This window comes from Burkholderia mycopellens (genome assembly GCF_964265025.1).
GTDB lineage: Bacteria > Pseudomonadota > Gammaproteobacteria > Burkholderiales > Burkholderiaceae > Burkholderia.
In genome coordinates this window covers 3342149-3358621 of sequence record NZ_OZ183803.1, presented here as the reverse complement: position 1 = coordinate 3358621, position 16473 = coordinate 3342149, and the positions used below count along the sequence as shown (strand labels likewise).

Below are 16473 nucleotides of genomic sequence, written 5' to 3'. Positions count from 1 at the left end.
ATACCTTCAACGGGCTATTAGTGGATGCCAGTGATTTGACTTGGCCCAATACAGGGGCAGCGTATTATTCGGCGCGGCGTGTTCAAACAGCACGGCAAGATCAAGCGAGTGTCTGGTCCGCTTGGGAATCTCATTGCGTTGGGACAGAGCGTCGCAAAAATCCTTTACATCCTCCACCTTATTGGCCGCATCGCCGTGCCACAGTCCATCGAGCCCCTTGGCACGAAAGAACTGATGCTCTGGCCCCATCCGTTCGATCGGTAGCAAGTTCAGCCATGGATAGTGCTTGGCAACATGTGCAATGCCCTGGGCGTGCGACAGCTGTGGGCTGTACGCCATCGCAAAACGGGCACGCAACTCGTCAAGCTTGTAGAACTTGGCGAACTTACCGAACTGGGTCCCCGTGCCCAACATATCATCGACGAAAATCAAAAATTTAACGTGCTCGGGAAGCGCAGCCACGTTCCCGGGCCGACAGAGAATCTTTTTGCTGATGTTGAGATGCTGCGCAAACTTTCGGATGATGACGCTCCCGCTTTTGCCGGGCGCTTGCTCGAATTCGCCGTCTACCGCGACGAAGCGAATCGCGCAGTCTTGCTCAGCCTCTTGTAGTTGCCTGTGAAATGCAACCAGTCCTTGTGGCGTCTGGAATCCGTTTCGATGCAAAAATACGGGCAGCTCTGAGTGCATCAAATGCTGGAAGGAGCTGCACAGCATATGCCCTGACCGATAAATCAGCGAATTCAATAGATGAGCGGCGAGATACTTCTCTTCTTTATTTTGAAAATTCGATAGCCACTGATCCAAGTTCCCGAAGTCGATCCCCGTTAGAACCTGTTTCTGCAGGAGCAGCTTGAATCGTTGTATCGTTTCATCGTAGAAGTTTTCATAACTTTCTGGAACGAAGAATGCCATGCTTCACCCGTTCGTGATAGCGCGTGTGTAACTGAATTTTATCAGAAAAATAACACGACTTGACAATAGATTGAATGTAAAAGACCCGCATTACGCGGGCCTCGGTGAAATTTCCATATCTAATTGGGGACTGGCATTTGCAGAAGGGTGGATACGGTTAAATGCTTGGCGCATGCACCTCGGGCCGCCATTACCCGCCAGCTAACCCCCTCAGGACTGCGCATCCAATCAAATACCTTGCTTCGGTACTTCGCCGGCACTGCGATGCGATACACCGCCTCGGTGTAGGGGCGGCGCCCTTTGGACACCATGACTTGGCGATCGAGGCAGCGAGATCCGACGCGCGGCACGAGAATGTTGCCCGCTTCGGCAAGCTGGAATTGGTCGTCGCAAGCACCGCGGAATGCGATTTCATTGCGGCCGCCGGGGAAGTCCGTGGTGTGGAAGCTAGGAATACCCAGGGCCACAAATTCGTTCCTGCTCCGGCTTCCACGTACGACCACGCCCCCCATTTCCTCCAACGTCTTCCCGCTCCTGGCCTTCAAGGCGAGATGCACATCCGTGAACTCGTAAAAAGCCAGGTCCAGACGAGCCACTCCTTGTTCGCCGGTCACCTTAATGCGCTTGGTCATCACGAAGTCGGTGCCTTCAAGGCGCCCCACGTGAACATTACAGCCGAGCTTTCTGAGACTAAATTTCGCGACAAGCAGGTAGGAGCGCACCTCGGCATTGGGAAACGTGTTGACGGGCAACTCGAAACACTCGACCTCGCTCGCTTGGTTAATCAGCGCACGCCGAAACGCCTGCAACGCCGGGGCGTCAATGAGGGGGGCACCGACGATGAAGGCTGCGGCACCGGGTCGCTTCAGTCGAGACAGCGACTCGAGCACAAAATATAAGTCCATGCGGGACCATTGCCCGCCCGGTAAACCAGGGCATAGATCGTGTAGGCGCTCGATAGCATGAGGGGGCAGTCGCGCCTCCCCAAACGGGGGGTTGCCCACCGAATATTCGAACTGGTGCTCGGTCAGCAAATGATCGAGGCGGGATGGATCAAGCACGTCGACGCAATGCAGTGTCCTATCCGCGCGTCTGGCATGCCTGAGGATCAGGTCGCGATCGATCTCGACACCAATGAATCGCTCCGGACTCGCGAGCTCGAAGCAGGCCTCCATGAGCTGGCCGCCACCCACGCCGAGCTCCAACCACTGCCCACCGTCGACACCGAGAACGCGCATCAAACGCTCCGCGAGGGCCGGAGGAGTAAACACTTGGCCCAAAATGCTTCGCTTATCAGACGGATTTCGATATCGCATGCCAAAAAATTATATGTATAATTTTTGGCATGCGCAAGCGAAACTCTCATACGTTTAGTGAAGCGGCACTGGGCTGGTTGCACTCAAAATCAGCGCTCGCCGACGTTACGCGCACGGCCTATAAGGGAGAGGTGAACCGCCTTGCGGAACACTTTGCTCACGCGGGTATCAGGCATGTGTGCGCCGTAACTCGAGAGGCGTGGTGGGACTATCTGAGGAGCCTCAATGGTCACCGGTCGCATATCGATACGAAGCGCCGCAAGGGCCTCAGCTATGGCAGTATTCAGCAAGCCCGACGCATTTCGCGTGATTTCTTCATGTGGGCACTGGATGAAAAAATCATCGACTGGTTGCCGCGCTTGCCCGAGACCTCATCGGCAACTGCGCAGCGTCGCGACCAACGTGCGCGCACAAATCCCCGATGCGCTATCGATTCGGTCTTGGCCAACATCTTACTCGGCGAGGTCGAAGCTGAAGACATTCGAGAGTGCCGAGCGCACTTCACGCTCAACCTAGTCTTCTGGGGAGCGTTGAGGCCTGCGAGATTGGCGGAATTGAAGGTTCGTGATTTATCCCGTGCCGGCGTGATCGATGGGGGAAGCGTCGACGACCATCGAGTGGAGTTGCCGGAGCACGTTGTTCGGCAATGGAAGCGCTACAGCCAACTTCGCCGACGCGCTATTGGCAAGGCGCCTCTTGCAAGTGCGCCCCTAATCAGCCATCTCGACTCAGAAGATGCAATCTCTGCCTGGGGTATCTGGTCGATCTTTCACGAGTGGGAGAAGAGTCGGTGCACTCATGAAGACCTTAACGTCACGCCGCGTACATTGCGCTCGGCCTATCTCGACCTTTTATGCAGCGGTAGTGAGCAAACATTACGGTGGGCATGTGTACATGGGGGCGTGCGAGAGAGACGCGTTCAGGTCGACTCTGACGCGATACCACAAGGCATCGTGACAGAAGCACATGATCAGATCCTTCTCTACTTGAAGGCGGTCTGAGAAGTTTCGCGCGAGCACAGACTGCGGGCGCGTGAAGGCGTGACCTGTGCGCTGTTCGAAGCCCTGGGCGGTGTTCCTCGCGAGATCCTTTACGACAACGATTGACGCCTGCGGGCCGGCGACGTTCGGCATCTCGGTTAGGCGGCTATCCCGAGCATGCGCGAAGCAGTTATCGTTTCCACCGTCCGCACGCCGCTGACCAAGTCGCACCGCGGCGAATTCAACGCCACGCCCGCCGCCCAACTGGCCGCTTTCTCCGTCAAGGCGGCAGTGCAGCGCTCGGTCCTCGATCCCGAGATGATCGAGGACCTGATCTTGGGTTGCGGAAACCCTGTTGGCTTCCAGGGCCGCAACCTGGGCCGCCAGGCCGTGCTGCGCGCCGAACTGCCACTGTCGATCGCGGGCACGACCATCACGCGCTACTGCGCCTCGAGTCTGCCGTCCATTGCCCTTGCGCCGGGCCGCATAGTGGCCGAAGGCGTGGAATAAATTGTAGTTTTAGTTTCTATGTGGTCCGGCGTTGATTCGGAGATGCGTTCGACTCTTTTACATCACTACGGTCGACTGAGGTAACACCCAACCCACTTTGGACTGCCTCGAATCTAGAGCCGACTTTGAGCTTCTCGAAGATGTTCTTCAAATGCCACTTGATGGTCTCGGGTGCAACACGCAATGCCCGTCCGATTTCCTTATTGGATAGGCCATGGGCGATATGGTTGAGTATCTCGATCTCGCGTGAACTGAGAAGATTTCGGGCGCTCTGTGGATCAACGTCGGTTACCGGCGCCCGACGCCGTTCGAACGCAGCGATCAACCGATCAAGGAAGACCTGTTCGACACCAGCACGGTCGACCGTTTCGCGAGTCCACTCCGTCAGTAGCTCCAGCGACGGCTGACCCTCGTCGACAAAGCTGCTGACCATACCGTTCGATTGCGCATAGCGCAGCGCGTCTTCCAATGCCGCGAACGCTTCAATATGTACGCCCTCACTGTGCAACGCCAGCGCACGCAAGAGCGAAGCCCGCGCTTCGAGATACTTCATTCCGGACTGGGCCAGAGTGGCCTTCAAGGCACCAAGCCGTTCCGCTGCTTGACCCGCATGACCTGTTGCGATCTCGAGCCGTGCCTTCACTTCGCACCAGCTTGTCCACGTCTCAAGGAAACTGCCCATTGGCATTGGAATCTGTTCGGGCATGAGTGCTGCTAACGTATCCGCAGTTTTTATTGCGCGGTCTATCCAGCCCTGCTGCAGACATAACCAGACGATGTCGGCGTCGCAAGCCGCGCGCAGGCGTAGCCAGTGACGGGACTCCGCGATTTCTGTTCCTTGTTTCAGGTAGAGCAATGCTGACGCGATATCTCCGTTTCGTGCGTGCAGCCGGGACGCTGTACGGCAGGAATTCGAAAAAGAGCCGAGAGGGCAGACTTCCGCGGTGATGGCCGACCGGTCGTTGATCAATTGCAGAGCACGGGCTAAATCGTTTTGTTCGTAACACACTGCCGCGAGATATCCTGCAGGGACAGCCGCTGCAGCGGAGTGGACATCGATATGTGTTTCCGCATAGCTGAGTGCCGAGTCGAATCGCAAGGCTGCAGCTGTCAGGTCGCCGCTCACCAACATACTCAATCCGAACATGCATTCGCGGTACACGTTGCCGTAGGTCGACTCTTGATCGAGAGTCGTTCGGAGTCTGATCGCTTCGATATCGGCATAGCGTCCGTCGTAGGCAAGACCGAAGATATGTGCGGTCTCGCCGATTCGCCTGACCCACGCTGAGACCGGCAACGCAGAGGCCGCAACATCGCGTCCTAGTTTGAGCGACCGGTAACTGTCATCGCCGAAGCCGGAGATGGCCGCATCAACAGCAATCATCTCGAGTGCCAGCGCGGGGTCGTTGCCGGTTCCAATTCGATCAGTATCGGCATCATGCTGCGCGAGGTCTGATTTCATCGACCGGAGTGTGTCATCAGCTTCCGGCTTGCGCATTAGCATCGTTAGCGCCCATGCCTTGGCAAGCCGCAACCGCAATCTCGACTCAACCAGCTGGTTTGGGAGCTTGCCAATCAAACCCAGCAACGCACTCACGTCGCTACGATCCATCAGCGTCATCGCGCAGTTCTCAACCCATGTCGCAGCCTGCTGCGCTTCATCGGCCGCCAGCGCATGGCGCACGGCCTCTGGCCAATAGCGTTCGGCAGCAAACCATTCGCTGGCTCGACGGTGAAGTCTCGGTATTTCGTCGGCCAGTTGCCGAGCGGCACGCCGTCTTAGTGTTTCGGACAGCAGCGCGTGATACCTGAACCACTGGCGTTCGTCGTCGAGCGAACGGATAAAGTAATTGTGGCGTTCCAGCCAATCGAGCTTTTCCCAGCTGCGTGCACCGGCTCCCATGATGGCGTCGCATAGCCTGGGATTTAGTCGATCGAGAATCGACGTCCGAAGTAGAAATTGATAGACCGCAGACGGAAGGCGCGCCAGAACCGCATCCTCGAGATAGGAATCGATGCCTGTCCGGTTGCTGGCGAGGTCGCGCGCAACTTGAGCGGCGTCCGTCGTTTCCTGCAGTGACAGGGACGCGAGTTGCAAGCCTGCGATCCATCCTTCTGTCGCGTCGTTGAGCAATTCGACAGCGGGGCGGTCGAGGGGGGTAGGCGTGGCGCGGGCGAAGAATGCTTGTGCGTCGTCCACCGAGAAACGCAGATCTGATTCGTCGATCCGAAGGAGCTGCCCCTGGGACTGGAACTGCGCTAGCGCCAGTTTGGGCTCGCCACGCACACCGAGCAGGACGTGGAAGTTTTCGGGTGCGTAACGCAGCAGGCGAAACACCGCTGCGCATACCGGGATGGACGTGATCTGGTCGAAGTCATCCAGGATGAGAAAGACCTGTTTGCCGCAGCTGGCGATTTCGTTAAGCAGGATGGAGATGACGGCTCTTCCGGGAGTCATCGGGTCCTTGAGCAGCAACTTTTCGGCTTGTTGCCCCACGCCGCTGGCTCCCCGGGTGAGTGACGCGACCAGATAAGCGCCGAACTGGTCGGAATTGTCGTCGTCGTTGTCCAGGCTAAGCCACGCGACAAGTTGATGTCGCGCGCGCAGCGTCTCGCACCACTCGGACAGCATCGTCGTTTTTCCGAATCCCGCCGGAGCGATGACCAAGGTGACCGTATGCTCGGTCGTCGCCGCGAGCTTTCTCAGCAGCGCCCGTCGTGTGACGCGGCACTTCGGCGGGCGCGGCGGCGCCATCTTGGTTTGGATCAACTGCAGATCCCAGAGTTGAGCGTCGGAATCGATCGGCAAGTTCATTGCGATAAGCCCTGGATTTTCCGATTCATGATAGTCGGAGCGGCAGGTCGGGCGATGAGGGTTTTCCCACGGGAGGGGGTATTTTCCCCCCCTCCCCCCCCACCATCTTGTGTCGCACCTCCCCTGCAGGGGGCACAAACCTACGCCGTCTGCTCGTAGCCTTCCATCATGCCCGCGTCAGTACGGCGCGGCAGTCGCGTCTTACGATGTCGCGGAACGGGACGTTGTGACTCGCCGGAACTGGCACCCGTCCACCACACGTTGAGGAGTCGATCGTGTCTACCGCTTCGCTGATTGAGCAGCCGTCATCGGCCTATGCGTACCCTCTACTGATCAAGCAGTTGTTACATACGCCGCTCGCGGTTAGCCCGGAGCAGGAGATCGTTTATCGGGGGAAGGTGCGTTATGACTATTGGGCGCTGCGTCATCGGATTGGGCAACTGGCAAGTTGTCTGCAAGATCTAGGCGTCCAAGCTGGCGATACAGTCGCCGTGATGGACTGGGACAGTCATCGCTATCTGGAATGCTATTTTGGCATCCCGATGATGGGCGCTACTCTGATGACGGTCAACGTAAGGCTGTCTCCCGAGCAGATCGCGTACACACTGAATCATTCCGGTGCATCCGTACTACTTATCAATGCTGAGTTCGTGCCCGTGCTCGATGCGATTCGATGTGATTTGCTCCATATCGACCGGTTCGTGTTGATCGACGACGGTGGTTCCGTCGACGTGCCGCCGTATCTTGTTGGAGAGTACGAAGCGCAACTGGCGGATGCTTCACCAGAGTTTAATTTTGTTGATTTCGACGAGAACACCCGGGCGACGACGTTCTATACGACCGGCACGACGGGTGCACCGAAAGGCGTTTATTTTTCGCATCGCCAAATCGTCCTTCACACGCTTGCCGTGATGGCTGCGCTTGCGAGCTCGCCGAAGCAGGGGCGCATCGATCGAGACGATGTGTACATGCCGATTACGCCGATGTTCCACGTGCATGCGTGGGGAATGCCGTACGTTGCGACCGTACTCGGGCTCAAACAGGTGTACCCCGGACGCTACCTCCCCGAGACATTGCTGGATCTCATTCAGCGCGAGAAAGTCAGCTTCTCGCATTGCGTTCCAACCATCATGCAGATGTTGCTGACGCATCCGGCTGGCAAGGATGTCGACCTGAGTCGCTGGAAGGTGATCATCGGCGGCTCGGCGTTGCCGACGGGACTCGCCCAGCTTGCGCTGGATCGCGGCATCGACATTTTCGCTGGATATGGCATGTCGGAGACCTGCCCGATACTGACGCTCGCGCAGGTCAAGACGACGATGCTCGACGAAGCGTCGCAGGCGCTGAGCGTCAGGACGACGGCGGGTCTGCCGATTCCGCTGGTCGACCTGCGTATTGTCGACGATCAGTTGCACGACGTCGCGCGCGACGGCAAGACGCCAGGTGAGATTGTCGCACGGGCGCCGTGGCTAACGCAGGGTTATCTCGACAACCCGGAAGCGTCCGATACCCTCTGGGAGGGCGGGTACCTCCATACGAACGACATAGGACTCGTCGATAGCGACGGGTATTTGCAGGTAACGGACCGTATTAAAGACGTGATCAAGACCGGCGGTGAATGGGTATCGTCACTCGAAGTCGAGAGCCTGATTTCGCGTCATCCGGCAGTCAGCGAAGTAGCGGTGATCGGAATCAAGGACGAGAAATGGGGTGAGCGTCCGCTTGCGATCGTCGTGCTGAAATCAGGAGAGACCGCGGACAAGAGCGCGCTTCAAGCTCACTTGAGCGAGTTTGTCGGGCGTGGACAGATATCGAAATATGCAATTCCTCAATCGATTCTATTTGTCGAGTCGATAGAAAAGACCAGTGTCGGAAAACTCGACAAAAAGGCACTGCGGAGCCGGTACGCGAGCATGCGGCCGTAAGAAGCATTGAGTGGAATCAATTCACGGTGGTGACGGAATGGAAGACACAAGAATGAGCCTCGACGGTATTGGGCAGTTTGTTGGCAAGGAACTTGGCGTATCGGTCTGGCAGGATATTGGTCAGGTGCGCATCAACGAGTTCGCCCACTGTACGGGAGACGATCAGTGGATTCACGTCGATCAGGATCGTGCGGCGAGCGAAAGTCCGTTAGGCAGCACTATCGCGCATGGTTACCTGTTGCTGTCACTGATTGCGCCGACCTCGTTCGAAGTTTTCATCAAGCCAGTGTGCGTGAAAACTGCGCTCAACTACGGTCTCGACAAGGTTCGCTTTTTGATGCCCGTGCGGTCGGGGGCTCGAGTCCGAAATCGCATCACGTTGCTGTCAGTCGCCAGTAAAGGCAACGGCAGAACGTTGCTCGTCACTGAGAACACGTTCGAGATCGAAGGTGAAACTAAACCTGCCCTAATTGCGCAAGCTTTGACGATGGTGATTGAGTAATTCGGAACAGGAGGAGTGTGGAATGGCAACTCGCAAGGACGACACGCCCCCTCAGCCAACAGGGACTCGCGATGAACTCGGTGTTGGCTCTGCGGAGCGTATGCTGGGACCGAATCCGTTCGTCGGTCTGCGCGGTCAGGATGTTTTGACGGGTGCGAGCGAGTTCGCGGCGGCAGCGATCGCGAAACCTGCAGTGTTGCTGGAGCAAGAGGCGGCGCTCGTTCGTGATCTGATCGGCATTCTGACCGGTACTTCAAACGTCGTGCCCGACGCGTCGGACAAACGATTCCAGGAATCTGCGTGGACTTCAAATCCCGTATATCGGGCCATCATGCAGGGGCACCTCGCGTGGTCCCGGACGCTGGAGCAACTCGTCGAGCAGTCGGGGCTTGCTGACGACTCCCTGGAGCGTGCGCGCTTTGCCATTTCGATCCTGACAAGTGCCACGGCACCCACCAACACGCTGCTCGGCAACCCCAAGGCGCTCAAGCGCTTGATCGACACCGGTGGCACCAGCGTGATATCGGGGTTACAAAATATGTTGCAGGATATTGCCGCCAACGGCGGAATGCCTGCGCAGGTTGACACAAGCGCATTCAAGGTCGGTGGGAATCTTGCGATGACACCCGGTGCGGTTGTATTTCGCAACGAAGTCCTGGAGCTCATTCAGTACAAGGCATCTACGGAGTCAGTGCACGAGCGCCCGCAACTGTTCGTCCCGCCGCAGATCAACAAGTACTACGTGTTCGACTTGGCGCCGGGTCGGAGCATTGCCGAGTTTCTCGTGAGTAGAGGCTTTCAAGTATTCATGGTCAGTTGGCGGAACCCTACACCGGCACAGCGAAGCTGGAATTTCGATACATACGTAGAGGCGCTGATAGAGGCGATTGCCGCGATGAGGGATATCACCGGTTCGGACGACGTCAACGTGCACGGTGCATGTTCGGGTGCGATGACAATCTCGGCAATGCTGGGCTATCTCGCGGCGAAGGGCGAACCGCTGGTGAACGCCGCGACGCTGATGGTGGCGGTACTCGACAGCCGTGCCGAATCACAGTTAGGGCGTTTCATGAGTCCCGATACGATCGCGCTCGCCAAGAAGAGGTCCGCGGCGACGGGGGTCCTCGAGGGCAGGGAGATGGGGCGCGTGTTCGCGTGGATGCGGCCCAACGACCTTGTTTGGAACTATTGGGTGAACAACTATCTGCTGGGCAATGAGCCGCCGGTGTTCGACATCCTATATTGGAACAACGACACAACACGGTTGCCGACCGCATTTCATGGGCAGTTGCTTGATATCTATGTGAATGATCTGCTGACCACGCCATCAGCGCTTACCGTGCTTGGTACGCCGATTGATTTATCAAAAGTGACTTGTGACAAGTATCTGATCGCTGGCAGCACGGACCACATCACGCCTTGGCAAGGCGTATTCAACACATCGCGGGCGTTCGGTGGTGCCAATGAATTCGTTGTGAGTTCAAGCGGCCACATTCAAAGCATCATTAATCCGCCTACGAATACAAAAGCGAAATTTCAAACGGGAAGTGCATCTGCCTCCACTGCCCACGAATGGCTGGGCGGCGCTAGCGTTAGCACTGGCACGTGGTGGACTCATTGGGCGGATTGGCTCGCGAGTCGATCAGGCCCGTTGCGCGAAGCGCCGGCAATCATCGGGAATGAGAGATACCCGGCGTGCGATGCTGCACCGGGGAAATACGTTAGAGAAAAATAGCAAAACGTCAAATGTAATTTTTAGACAGATTAAACAAATTAAGTTAGGAATTCGAAATGAAAGATGGCGGCGTCGATTTTCATGAATCTATTGACAAAATGCAAGAGATCGGCGCGATGGAGGTTAAGAGTTTGGAGGTGAACGGTCAGCGCTTGAGGGTCGGGATTCGCAAAGGCGATGCCGATGGCGTGCCCTTGCTTATATTCAATGGCATCGGTGCCAACATGGAGCTGTTGGAAAAATTAACCGCCGAGCTCACTGGCATCGAGACGATCGTCTTCGACGTACCTGGCGTTGGTGGATCTCCGGCTCCGGCGCTACCGTACCGGTTTTGGAGTTTGGCACGATTGGTTAATCGCATGATGTCGGCACTTGGCTATCAAGATAAGTTCGACGTGATGGGCGTTTCATGGGGAGGTGCACTTGCCCAGCAGTTCGCGGTTCAGTATCCGGGGCGCTGTCGGCGCTTAGTTCTGGCCGCGACAACACCTGGGGTACTGATGATACCGGGTAAGTTGTCCGTGCTTAGCAAGATGGTGAGTCCCCGTCGCTACTCGGACGAGAAGTTTCTCGAAAAGGTGGGAGCCGACCTGTACGGGGGTGCGTTTCGCGACCACCCGGAAAGACTGCGACAGCACAGCCGCCATATGCGTCCGCCGCGCGGCACCGGTTACTTTTATCAATTGATGGCGATGTGGGGCTGGAGCAGCCTACCGTGGTTGTCGCTGTTGCGTCAACCAACGCTGGTGATCGCTGGTAACGACGATCCTATCGTGCCTTTGATTAATGCCAGGTTGCTTGCATTGATGATTCGAAAGGCCAGACTACAGATTGTCGACGACGGACATCTATTCATTGTCAATCGTGTCCATGACGTCGCGTCGTTGGTCCGGAAATTCCTGACAGATGGGCTGTCTGCTCCCGAGGAGAGCGCATCACGACGCGATTAAGCATTTAAGTAGGAATTATAAATAATGATTTCGACGTGCCTGAGTAAGTCGCTTGAATTCGCGGAATCGAGATGAATTCATGCGGATTCGTGAACTCGTGACGAAAAAGAAGGAGGCAGATCAATGACCAAGGTTCTAGTTGCCGTCAAGCGTGTGCTTGACTATAACGTCAAGCCGCGCGTTCGCAGTGACGGCAGCGGTGTTGACCTCAGCAACGTCAAGATGTCGATGAATCCGTTTGACGAGATAGCCGTTGAGGAAGCGGTGCGACTGAAGGAGGCCGGTGTCGCAAGCGAGGTCGTAGCAGTGTCGTGCGGTGTCGCTGCGTGTCAGGAGACGCTGCGCACGGCGCTCGCGATCGGCGCCGATCGCGCGATCCTGATACAGACCGATGCCGAGCTGCAGCCGCCCGACGTCGCCCGGTTGCTGCAGGTGGTTGCTGAACGTGAGCAGCCGCGTGTGTTCCTTCTTGGCAAGCAGGCGATCGACGACGACGCTAACCAGGTGGCCCAGATGTTGGCCGCGCGGCTCGGTTGGCCGCAGGCGACGTTCGCGTCGAAGGTGGTGCTGGGAGAGTCGCTGCGGGTCACGCGGGAGATCGATGGCGGCCTCGAGACCCTTGAGCTGGCACTGCCCGCAGTCGTCAGTACGGACCTGCGTCTCAACGAGCCGCGTTACGTCGCGCTACCCAACATCATGAAGGCGAAGAAAAAGCCGCTGGAGACGTTGTTCGCGGTCGAGTTTGGCGTCGAGATCACGCCGCACCACGTCACCGTCAAGGTTGTCGAGCCACCCAAACGTGCCGCGGGCGTAGTGGTGCGCGATGTCGTGCAGTTGGTCGATAAGCTCCGCAACGAAGCAAAGGTGATCTGAATGAACGTCCTCGTCCTCGTTGAACACGACAACACGGCAGTTGCAAACGCAACACGTAATGTCGTGACTGCAGCACTGCAATTTGGTGGCGCAGTCGATCTGCTGGTGGCCGGGCACGACTGTCGCGCGGTCGCCGAGCAGGCGGCTTCCATTCCTGGCGTCGCACGCGTGCGGCTCGCCGATGCGCCACATTACGCGGATCAAGGAGCGGAGAATTTCGCCGCGCTCGCCGCAGCCAGCGCGGATGGTTATAGCCAGATTCTCGCGCCGGCCACGACATTCGGCAAGAACGTGGCGCCTCGGGTAGCTGGCCTGCTCGGCGTCGGGCAATTGTCCGACGTGGTCGCGATCGAAGATGCGAACACGTTCGTGCGGCCCATCTATGCCGGCAACGCGCTGGCAACAGTGCGCTCGAACGACTGCATCAACGTGATCACGGTGCGTACCACGGCATTCGAGCCGGCCGCGCTCGGTGGCGGCACTGCCGGCATCGAGTTGCTCCCGCTGGGGCCCGATCTCGGCTTGTCAAGGCTGATCGAGCGCGTCCTGGTGAAATCCGAGCGGCCGGAGTTGGCGGCCGCACCGGTCGTCGTATCAGGCGGGCGCGGGCTTGGGTCGAGCGAGAACTTTCACAAGGTGCTCGACCCGCTCGCCGACGCGCTGAACGCCGCACTTGGCGCGTCACGCGCCGCGGTGGACGCGGGCTACGTGTCCAACGACCTTCAGGTGGGACAGACGGGCAAGATCGTCGCGCCGCAGCTTTACGTCGCGATCGGTATCTCCGGCGCGATTCAGCACTTGGCCGGCATGAAGGATTCGAAGGTCATCGTCGCCGTCAACAAGGATCCGGAGGCGCCGATCTTCCAGGTGGCCGACTACGGCCTGGTCGGCGACCTGTTCGAGCTTGTGCCGGCGATCGTGACGGAACTCGGCCACTGATCTCATCCACATCGCGATCCATCGGAGCAAGACATGACTCAGTACAACGCGCCATTGCGTGACATGATGTTCGTCCTCAACGAACTGGCCGGCCTGTCGAAGATCGCTGAATTGCCTGGGTTCGAGGATGCCGGCCCGGAAACGGCGGAAGCCATCCTGGACGAAGCAGGGAAGCTTGCGTCGCAGGTTTTGGCCCCGTTGAACGCTGAAGGTGACAAGGTCGGCTGTATATGGCGCGATGGTGTTGTTAAGACGCCACCTGGCCATAAGGAAGCCTATGCACAATATGTCGCCGGCGGCTGGAACGGATTGACGTTCCCGCAGGAGTATGGCGGCCAAGGTCTGCCTAAGCTGGTCGCGAGCCCGGTGCAAGAAATGGTGATGGCCGCCAACCTTGGCTTTTCACTATGCCCTCTGTTGACGGGGGGCGCGATCGAGGCGCTGCTGTTCAAGGGTTCTGACGCGCAGAAGGCGCGCTATTTGCAGCGCATGGTCGAAGGCAACTGGACGGGGACGATGAATCTGACGGAGCCGCAGGCCGGATCCGATCTCGGCCTTGTGCGCAGCCGCGCGGAACCGGAAGGTGATCACTACCGGATCTACGGCCAGAAGATTTTCATCACGCACGGCGAGCACGATATGGCGGAGAACATCGTGCACCTTGTGTTGGCGCGCTTGCCCGACTCCCCGGAGGGGGTCAAGGGGATTTCACTGTTTGTGGTGCCTAAGTTCCTGGTCAACGACGACGGATCGCTCGGCGAGCGCAACGATGTGTGGTGCGTGTCGATCGAGCACAAGCTTGGTATCCATGGCAGCCCGACTGCGGTGATGGCCTACGGCGAGCGTGAAGGCGCAATCGGTTATCTGGTCGGTGAACCGCATCGCGGCCTCGAATACATGTTCGTGATGATGAACGAGGCGCGATTCGCGGTGGGACTGCAAGGGATCGGCATGGCCGAGCGCGCGTATCAGCAGGCGCTCAATTATGCGAAGGAGCGTGTTCAGAGCAAGAGCCTCGACGACCCGCGCGGCCCGTCAGTCACGATTATTCAACACCCCGACGTGCGCCGCATGCTGATGATGATGAAGGCGCTGACCGAGGCGACGCGCGCGGTCGGCTATGTAGTGGCGGCGACGCTCGACGAGGCGCACGCGTCGCCAGACGACGAGGCCCGTGCCCGTGCCCGTGCCTTCGCGGAGTTCATGATACCAATTCACAAAGGCTGGGCGACTGAGGTATCGATCGAGGTGGCGAATCTGGCGATCCAGGTCCATGGTGGAATGGGTTTCATCGAAGAAACTGGCGTCGCGCAGCATATGCGCGATGCGCGCATCCTGACGATCTACGAGGGGACGACGGGCATCCAGGCCAACGATCTGATCGGCCGCAAGACGATGCGTGACGGCGGTGCCACGGCGAAGGCGGTCGCCGCGCTGATGAAGGGTACGGTGGCCGAGCTGGTCGGTGAAGACGATGACATCGGAACAATCCGGATCCAGTTGGGCGAGGCTGTCGGCTCGTTCGAACGCTGCGTCGAGTGGATCGTTGCCACGTCGCGAAAGGATATCAAGGCGGTGCACGCGGGTGCGGTGCCGTTCCTCAAGCTGAGCGGGCTCGTCTGCGGCGGTTGGCAGATGGCGCGCGCCGCAGCGGTAGCTACACACAAGCTCAACGCTGGCGAAGGCGATCCGGAATTCATGCGCGCGAAAATTGGTACCGCGCTTTTCTACGCGGACCATCTGCTGAGTCAAGTCGCGGGTCTCGAACATGCAGTGGTTCGCGGCGCACACGGTGTTCTGACGTTGAGCGATTCGCAGTTCTAAATAGTGAGATTGCCGATACAGGCAACCGAATGATGAAAAGGAGACGCTTCGTGACACCAACCAGTATCCGGAAATTAAGCCTAATTTCGGGGGCGCTGCTCGGCTGCATTGGCCTGTCTGCGCACGCACAAGGTAGCGTGACGTTGTATGGCGTCATCGACGCGGGATTGCTCTATACCAGTAAATCGCTGAATCCAGTCAATGGGCAAAACGCCGGGCATCAGTTCTCGCTGATCTCGGGTGGCATGACGCCGTCACTATTTGGTCTGCGCGGCACTGAAGACCTCGGTGGTGGCTTGAAGGCGATCTTCGACCTCGAAAGCGGGTTTCTTGTGTCGAACGGTCAACTCAACGATTCGAATGGCAACTTGTTTGGCCGTAAGGCGTATGTTGGGATCGCGAGCGACACCTACGGTACCGTGAAAGCCGGCGTTCAGGAGTCGCCGTTTGTCACGTCGCTGATTGAGGTCGATCCGCGCAACGTGTCGTATTTCGGCAGCGGCGTACCGATCTACGTTGGTAACGTGTTCGTGACGGGCATCTTCAATTCGAATGCAATTTCGTATACCAGCCCGACGATCGCGGGTTTCAGAGGTAGCGCGATGCTTGCGCTCGGCGGCACCGCCGGCGACTTCCAGGCAGGGCGGCAGTATTCGGCGAATCTCGATTACACGTATGGCTCGCTGCTGATCACCGCGGCGATGTACAACGGAAATGCGGGTGGCACTGCCGCTTCGACGCCGATACCGAGCACGGTGCCATTCACCGGCCGCACGATCGGCGCGAGTTACCGACTCGGCGACCTGACCGTGAAGGCGGCGTACACGCTCGAAAAGAGCGCGGGCTCGTTCGATAACCGTGTCTATAGTGGCGGCGCTCGCTATCAGTTCACGCCTGCCGTGAGCGCGGATGCAGGTGTTTGGTACACAAGCGACGGTAACGACACGAATAATCATTCGATCATGGCCGCGACGGGCATCACCTACAGCCTGTCGAAGGCAACGTTGCTGTATGGGCAGTTGGGCTACGTCGACAATCATGGATTGATGCACGTCGGGCTGTCGACGAATGGCGCGCTGCTCGGCGCGTCGGGATCAACGTTCGGTACGGCGATCGGCATTCGACACTTGTTCTAGACGTCGTCGATCTACGGACTTCATCGCATCAAGTTTGAGTCGCGCCAGGAAGT

The 16473-nt window shown here is 58.1% G+C and carries 12 protein-coding genes and 1 pseudogene; 10 read left to right on the top strand and 3 right to left on the bottom strand.

Annotated features, from left to right (window positions below; all coding sequences use genetic code 11):
• Positions 1-6: 6 nt before the first annotated feature.
• Both ACPTTC_RS33365 and ACPTTC_RS33360 read right to left on the bottom strand, forming a co-directional pair.
• Positions 7-915: a phosphoribosyltransferase-like protein gene (locus tag ACPTTC_RS33365; protein WP_423395589.1), complete on the bottom strand. Its 909-nt coding sequence runs from the start codon at positions 913-915 to the stop codon at positions 7-9.
• A 119-nt stretch (positions 916-1034) separates the two neighbouring features.
• A complete protein-coding gene (locus tag ACPTTC_RS33360; RefSeq protein WP_423395588.1) occupies positions 1035-2153 on the bottom strand; it encodes a hypothetical protein in 1119 nt (372 codons plus the stop codon).
• A gap of 107 nt (positions 2154-2260) precedes the next feature.
• Between ACPTTC_RS33360 and ACPTTC_RS33355 the strand changes: the two genes are divergently transcribed.
• A complete protein-coding gene (locus ACPTTC_RS33355) occupies positions 2261-3232 on the top strand; it encodes a hypothetical protein (RefSeq protein WP_423395587.1) in 972 nt (323 codons plus the stop codon).
• A 156-nt stretch (positions 3233-3388) separates the two neighbouring features.
• Positions 3389-3718, top strand: a pseudogene (locus tag ACPTTC_RS33350) (acetyl-CoA C-acyltransferase); the annotation flags it as partial.
• Positions 3719-3737: 19 nt separating this feature from the next.
• Here ACPTTC_RS33350 and ACPTTC_RS33345 read toward each other — a convergent pair.
• Complete coding sequence (locus tag ACPTTC_RS33345) at positions 3738-6536, bottom strand: LuxR C-terminal-related transcriptional regulator (RefSeq protein ID WP_423395586.1); 2799 nt, start codon at positions 6534-6536, stop codon at positions 3738-3740.
• A gap of 275 nt (positions 6537-6811) precedes the next feature.
• On the opposite strand from ACPTTC_RS33345, the gene ACPTTC_RS33340 reads away from it, so the two are divergent.
• The 8 genes from ACPTTC_RS33340 (at position 6812) to ACPTTC_RS33305 (ending at position 16420) form a co-directional block, all read left to right on the top strand.
• Positions 6812-8461, top strand: a complete 1650-nt coding sequence (locus ACPTTC_RS33340; RefSeq protein ID WP_423395585.1) for a fatty acid--CoA ligase — start codon at positions 6812-6814, stop codon at positions 8459-8461.
• A gap of 52 nt (positions 8462-8513) precedes the next feature.
• A complete protein-coding gene (locus tag ACPTTC_RS33335; protein ID WP_423395584.1) occupies positions 8514-8963 on the top strand; it encodes a MaoC family dehydratase in 450 nt (149 codons plus the stop codon).
• A gap of 22 nt (positions 8964-8985) precedes the next feature.
• A complete protein-coding gene (locus ACPTTC_RS33330; RefSeq protein ID WP_423395583.1) occupies positions 8986-10698 on the top strand; it encodes an alpha/beta fold hydrolase in 1713 nt (570 codons plus the stop codon).
• Positions 10699-10754: 56 nt separating this feature from the next.
• Positions 10755-11648, top strand: coding sequence for a poly(3-hydroxyalkanoate) depolymerase (gene phaZ, locus ACPTTC_RS33325; protein ID WP_423395582.1), 894 nt, complete (start codon positions 10755-10757; stop codon positions 11646-11648).
• 123 nt (positions 11649-11771) lie between these two features.
• Positions 11772-12521, top strand: coding sequence for an electron transfer flavoprotein subunit beta/FixA family protein (locus tag ACPTTC_RS33320; RefSeq protein ID WP_423395581.1), 750 nt, complete (start codon positions 11772-11774; stop codon positions 12519-12521).
• Positions 12522-13460: an electron transfer flavoprotein subunit alpha/FixB family protein gene (locus ACPTTC_RS33315; RefSeq protein ID WP_423395580.1), complete on the top strand. Its 939-nt coding sequence runs from the start codon at positions 12522-12524 to the stop codon at positions 13458-13460. It begins immediately after the preceding gene.
• A 33-nt stretch (positions 13461-13493) separates the two neighbouring features.
• Positions 13494-15284, top strand: coding sequence for an acyl-CoA dehydrogenase (locus ACPTTC_RS33310; RefSeq protein WP_423395579.1), 1791 nt, complete (start codon positions 13494-13496; stop codon positions 15282-15284).
• Positions 15285-15316: 32 nt separating this feature from the next.
• Positions 15317-16420, top strand: coding sequence for a porin (locus ACPTTC_RS33305; RefSeq protein ID WP_423395760.1), 1104 nt, complete (start codon positions 15317-15319; stop codon positions 16418-16420).
• The last annotated feature ends 53 nt before the right edge of the window (positions 16421-16473 follow it).

Coding starts and splice junctions, on each gene's coding strand:
- ACPTTC_RS33335 (WP_423395584.1), top strand. CDS start 8,514: ATGAGCCTCGACGGTATTGGGCAGTTTGTTGGCAAGGAACTTGGCGTA.
- ACPTTC_RS33320 (WP_423395581.1), top strand. CDS start 11,772: ATGACCAAGGTTCTAGTTGCCGTCAAGCGTGTGCTTGACTATAACGTC.
- ACPTTC_RS33360 (WP_423395588.1), bottom strand. CDS start 2,153: ATGCGCGTTCTCGGTGTCGACGGTGGGCAGTGGTTGGAGCTCGGCGTG.
- ACPTTC_RS33345 (WP_423395586.1), bottom strand. CDS start 6,536: ATGAACTTGCCGATCGATTCCGACGCTCAACTCTGGGATCTGCAGTTG.
- phaZ (WP_423395582.1), top strand. CDS start 10,755: ATGAAAGATGGCGGCGTCGATTTTCATGAATCTATTGACAAAATGCAA.
- ACPTTC_RS33305 (WP_423395760.1), top strand. CDS start 15,317: ATGAAAAGGAGACGCTTCGTGACACCAACCAGTATCCGGAAATTAAGC.
- ACPTTC_RS33355 (WP_423395587.1), top strand. CDS start 2,261: ATGCGCAAGCGAAACTCTCATACGTTTAGTGAAGCGGCACTGGGCTGG.
- ACPTTC_RS33365 (WP_423395589.1), bottom strand. CDS start 915: ATGGCATTCTTCGTTCCAGAAAGTTATGAAAACTTCTACGATGAAACG.
- ACPTTC_RS33310 (WP_423395579.1), top strand. CDS start 13,494: ATGACTCAGTACAACGCGCCATTGCGTGACATGATGTTCGTCCTCAAC.
- ACPTTC_RS33315 (WP_423395580.1), top strand. CDS start 12,522: ATGAACGTCCTCGTCCTCGTTGAACACGACAACACGGCAGTTGCAAAC.
- ACPTTC_RS33330 (WP_423395583.1), top strand. CDS start 8,986: ATGGCAACTCGCAAGGACGACACGCCCCCTCAGCCAACAGGGACTCGC.